This is a genomic window from Rhodospirillales bacterium, assembly GCA_016872535.1.
In the GTDB taxonomy this organism is placed as follows: domain Bacteria; phylum Pseudomonadota; class Alphaproteobacteria; order Rhodospirillales; family 2-12-FULL-67-15; genus 2-12-FULL-67-15.
Map to the genome: position 1 here is coordinate 1 of VGZQ01000131.1, position 4,409 is coordinate 4,409.

A 4,409-nucleotide genomic window follows, 5' to 3' on the forward strand; every position below is an offset into this window, starting at 1 on the left:
ATCCCAGCTGCATACTTTCATTCTGGCGTGAAGATAGTCGCCAAATAAAAAATCCATATCGGGGTTGAGTTGGATAGCTTTTTCGTAGTGAGTGATGGCTTCGTCATAGCGTTTGAGATCGACGAACGCATGTCCTTTGTTGCACCAAGCATCGGCCAAATCGGTATTCAGTTGAATGGCTCTGTCGTAATGAGCGAACGCCTCGTCGTATCGTTTGAGTTTTATTAAACTGTTGCCCTTGTTGGACCACGCTTCGGCCAAATCAGGCTTGAGTTGAATGGTTTTGTCTTGATGAGAAAGCGCTTCGTCATAGCGCCTGAGCTCATATAAGGCGTTGCCTTTGTTGAACCAGGCCTCGGTAAAATTGGGATTGAGTTGAATGGCCTTGTCGTAGCAAGCCAAGGCTTCGTGATAATAAGACAGTCCGTTTTTGGCTAATGCCAAGTTCAGCCACGCATTGCTGCTGTTTTGACCGCCGGTCGACAACGCCGCGGATGCCGACTTTTCGGCGTCCTTGTATTTTTTGAGTTTGACCTGCGCCGCCGCCAGATTCGTCAAGGTTGGAGGCCTGCCGGGCGCAAGTTCCGACGATTCGGAAAATTTCCTTTCGGCCTCCACAAAAGATTTTTGTTCGAGACAGGCCAGCCCCTCATAAAACAAGATTTTTGCTTTTTCAAAATTATCCATATGGATTTCTCGCCGAAATGGAAGAGGGTATTACTATCCCGTGCTTGGCGATCGAAATGGAACATTGACCGATCCCGCTGAATGACCCAAGTCAAATGGTAGTTTAGGGCTTGCGGCTTGTGCAATGGGAGCGTGGTAGAGGTGCTGATTCGAAAAATCGCCGCCAACCCACGATCTTGCCAAGCACAGGCGCTTCCTTGCAATCAGGGCCCTACGGCACGTTGGAGCATGCAACCCGCTACTCGAACTTGTGCCGTCCGCGGTGTTGTTCCAAAAAGTACGAGAGCTCTCGAAAATGTCCTTTACGCCCCGAAACAGCCCCCCGCGCCTTTCCCGATCACGCTGGAATCATTGGATTCTTCATCTTCGTCCCTGGGCGCCATTTTTTCGCGGCTCTCCAGGAAAATCCCTAATATCGGCGCGTGTCCGACACCACGTATCATTAACTGAGGCAAGCGGCACGGAAGCGATCTCGGCGGTGCCGCGGCCGCTTCTCCGCTGGCGTTGAAAATCGAATACGGCTATCAATTATAACGCGTTATTGGAGAATCGTCCGGCTATTGCCGGGGGGAAGCCGTCGATCGATGCAGCAAAAATCCTACAATATCGAACGCGTCAATTTTTTGATCATCGAGGACAACAAGCATATGAGCGTGATGGTCAAGACGATCTTGACCGCTTTCGGCGCGCGCAACATTCTCGAAGCTTCCGACGGGGCCGACGCCTTCAAGGTCCTGAAGCATTTTCCCGCCGACATCATTATCTGCGATTGGGTCATGCAACCGCTCGACGGAATCGATTTCGTGCGCATGGTGCGTACCAGTGCCGACAGCCCGAATCCCTACGTGCCGATTATCATGTTGACCGGGTACACCGAAATGCACCGGGTGACCGAGGCGCGCGACGCCGGGGTCAACGAATTCCTGGCCAAACCGGTATCGGCCAAGAAACTTTATTCGCGGATCGTCGCGATCATCGAGCACAACCGGAATTTCATCAAGAACAAGCAATTTTTTGGGCCCGACCGGCGCCGCAAGGCGCTGGAAAGCTACCGCGGGGTCGAGCGGCGTAAAACACAAGCCGAAGTCATCGCCGCGCAGCAGATATTGAACGCGACCATCGCCGAGAAGTACGGACATTGATCGCTTGCGGCGAAGGTCCGACGGCCTTCATTCCGCCGCGTTGTCTTTTGCCGTAATCAAGGTTTCGCCCGGCTTCACGCGGGTGAACGCGACCGGCTCGGTCGAAACGTCGATCCTGTCACCCTTCAGCGTCGCGCAAGTGAAATAGGCCCGCGCCGGGTCGGCGGCGGCGGGGAAGTCGGCGCGGAAATGCGCCCCGGCGGAATCGGCGCGCGCGCGCGCCGCCGCGACGATGGTCCGGCTGACCAGGACCAGGTTCTTGAGGTCGAGCCAAGCGTGCCAGGCGAGGTTGAATTCGCGCCCACCCGCGATTCCGATACTGTTCAATTCCCGATCGAGAACGGCGAGCGCTCCTTCGGCACGCTTCAATCCCGCTTCGTCGCGCACGATCCCGGCATCCTCCCACATGACGTCGTAAAGCCGCTCGCGCAGTGCTCCCAAGTCGCCCGACGCTTGGGCGAACGGCGCGGAGGCCAGGGCCATGGCGGCTTCGATCGCGCCCTCGTCCGGGGCACGGAACATCTCGCGCGCCAGGCCTTCGGCCATGCTCGCCCCGGCGATGCCGCCGAACACGGTCGAGTTGGCGACGCCGTTGCCGCCCAAGCGGTTGGCGCCGTGCACGCCGCCGGTATCCTCGCCCGCCGCGTAGAGGCCGGCGAGCGCGGTGCGGCAATCGGGGCCGAAGCGCACGCCGCCCATCATGTAATGCGCGGTCGGGATCACCTCGACCCGGTCGCCCGCCAAGTCGAAGCCGCAATCGGCGCAGCGTTCGACCATGCCCTTGAACTGGCGTCGCACGTTGTCGGGACCGAGGTGCTTCATTTCGAGGTAGATACCGGCGAGCGGCGTCGCGCGGCCCTTTCGGATCACGTCGAACATGGCGCGGCTGACGATGTCGCGGGTTGCCCGCTCGAGCTTGGGATCGTATTCGGCCATGAACCGCTTGCCGTCCCGGTCGAGCAGGTATCCGCCCGCGCCGCGCAAGCCTTCCTCCAGCACGGTGCCGGTCATGCGCGTCTCGGGGCCGGCGAGCAGCCCGGTCGGGTGGAACTGGACCATCTCCATGTCGCGCAACGTCAGTCCCGCGCGCAGCGCCATCGCCATGCCGTCGCACGCCTTGTCGCCGGACGGCGTGTGGTAGCGGTACATGGTCGGCCCGCCGCCGGTGGCGAGCAGGACCCGCTTCGCCGCGACGAACGTGAATTCGCCCGTGCGCATATCGGCGAACAGCACCCCCGCGAGCGCACCGCCATCTTGGGCCGGGATCAGAGCCAGTGCCCGGTGTTCCTCCAGCCTTGCGATGCCGCGCGCCCAGACCTGTTCGGCGAGGCGATTGACGATCTCGATGCCGGTGAGATCGCCCTTATGGACGGTGCGGTCGAAAGTCTGGCCGGCGAAGGCTTTCTGGTGGACGGTGCCGTCCGGGTTGCGGTCGAAGAAGCAGCCGTATTTGTTTTCCAGCTCGCGGATGCAGCGTTGCGCGCCGGTCACCAGCAGCCAGGCGAGGTCCTGGTCGTTGATCCACTTGCCGCCCTCGAGGGTGTCCATGAAATGCCGTTCGGCGGAATCGCCTTCGGCCAGCGCCACGTTGTAGCCGCCCTGGACCATGCGGGTGCAGCCGCATTTGCCGAGCAGGCCCTTGACCGCGACGGTGATTTGGGCCGTCGGATCGGCCTCGGCGGCGCGCAGCGCGGCCATCAGGCCGGCGCCCCCGGCGCCGAGGATCAGGATATCGGTGGACGAACGTTGCATGGACATTGATCGGGCGTTCAGGCCGCGCGCACCGTCGGTATTTTCTTCACGATCTTGGTCATGGCGACGCGGGCTTTCGCCACGTCGTGGGCGGACTGCATCCGCATCCAGACGTCGGGCCCGTCGCCAACGAACTTGCCGAGCCGTACCGCCATCTCGGGCGTGACCGGGGCTTTCTCCGAGAGAATCTTGTGCAGCATCTGCCGGGAGACGCCGAGCGCCCTGGCGGCGGCCGACACGCTCATGCCGAGAGCCGGCAGAACGTCCTCGCGCAACAAGGCGCCGGGATGGGTCGGAATGCGTTCGGTCATGGCGGCAGTGTAACGTCCACGCGGAGGGCGGCCAAGAACGAGCCGCCGGCCCGCCGCCGCTCCTACCCGGCCGGGCCGGCCGGCGAATCAACTACATCCCGCCTGAGCCTCCGCCGCCGCCTCCGCCTCCTCCGCCCCCCCCGCCGCCGGAGCCTCCGCCGCCCCCGCCGCCCGCGATGAAGCTGACGCCGAATTCCTTCTTCTCCGTGTCGTAATAAACCAGGGCGTTCGAGCGGGGCGCGAGATAGGCGAGGACTTTCCCGTCCGGGCCCCGGATTTCGGTGACCTTGTTGTCGGGCAGGCGGCCGACGTCGATCTCGATGAGCTCCTCCAGTCTTTGTCCCCGGACCGTCGCGAGCTTCGCGAAGCCCTTGCCGTCGAACGGGACGCCGCCGCCGGGAACCACCAGCAGTTGCCCGAGCAGGCGGGAATGGGTTTCGTTCACCCCCGACCCGAAGACCTCGTGGTTTTCCCGTTTCAGGGCGTCGATCAGGACCGTGTGGCGCACCTCGCGGGT

General features: G+C 61.9%; 4 protein-coding genes. 1 reads left to right on the forward strand and 3 read right to left on the reverse strand.

Features of this window, described 5'->3' with window-relative positions; translation table 11 throughout:
- Window positions 1-687 (reverse strand): tetratricopeptide repeat protein (locus tag FJ311_15865; GenBank protein MBM3952910.1); only part of this gene is annotated, 687 nt, incomplete at its 3' end.
- Window positions 688-1,271: 584 nt separating this feature from the next.
- On the opposite strand from FJ311_15865, the gene FJ311_15870 reads away from it, so the two are divergent.
- Complete coding sequence (locus FJ311_15870) at window positions 1,272-1,829, forward strand: response regulator (protein ID MBM3952911.1); 558 nt, start codon at window positions 1,272-1,274, stop codon at window positions 1,827-1,829.
- 27 nt (window positions 1,830-1,856) lie between these two features.
- Here the strand turns inward: FJ311_15870 and FJ311_15875 are convergent, their stop codons facing one another.
- Both FJ311_15875 and FJ311_15880 read right to left on the reverse strand, forming a co-directional pair.
- Entirely contained in the window at window positions 1,857-3,587 is a 1,731-nt protein-coding gene (locus FJ311_15875) for an FAD-binding protein (GenBank protein ID MBM3952912.1), read from the reverse strand.
- An 11-nt stretch (window positions 3,588-3,598) separates the two neighbouring features.
- Window positions 3,599-3,892: a HigA family addiction module antidote protein gene (locus FJ311_15880; GenBank protein ID MBM3952913.1), complete on the reverse strand. Its 294-nt coding sequence runs from the start codon at window positions 3,890-3,892 to the stop codon at window positions 3,599-3,601.
- Window positions 3,893-4,409: the final 517 nt, after the last annotated feature.

Excerpts from the sequence above, each read along its gene's own strand:
- FJ311_15870 (MBM3952911.1), top strand. The coding sequence starts at position 1,272 with ATGCAGCAAAAATCCTACAATATCGAACGCGTCAATTTTTTGATCATC.
- FJ311_15875 (MBM3952912.1), bottom strand. The coding sequence starts at position 3,587 with ATGTCCATGCAACGTTCGTCCACCGATATCCTGATCCTCGGCGCCGGG.
- FJ311_15880 (MBM3952913.1), bottom strand. The coding sequence starts at position 3,892 with ATGACCGAACGCATTCCGACCCATCCCGGCGCCTTGTTGCGCGAGGAC.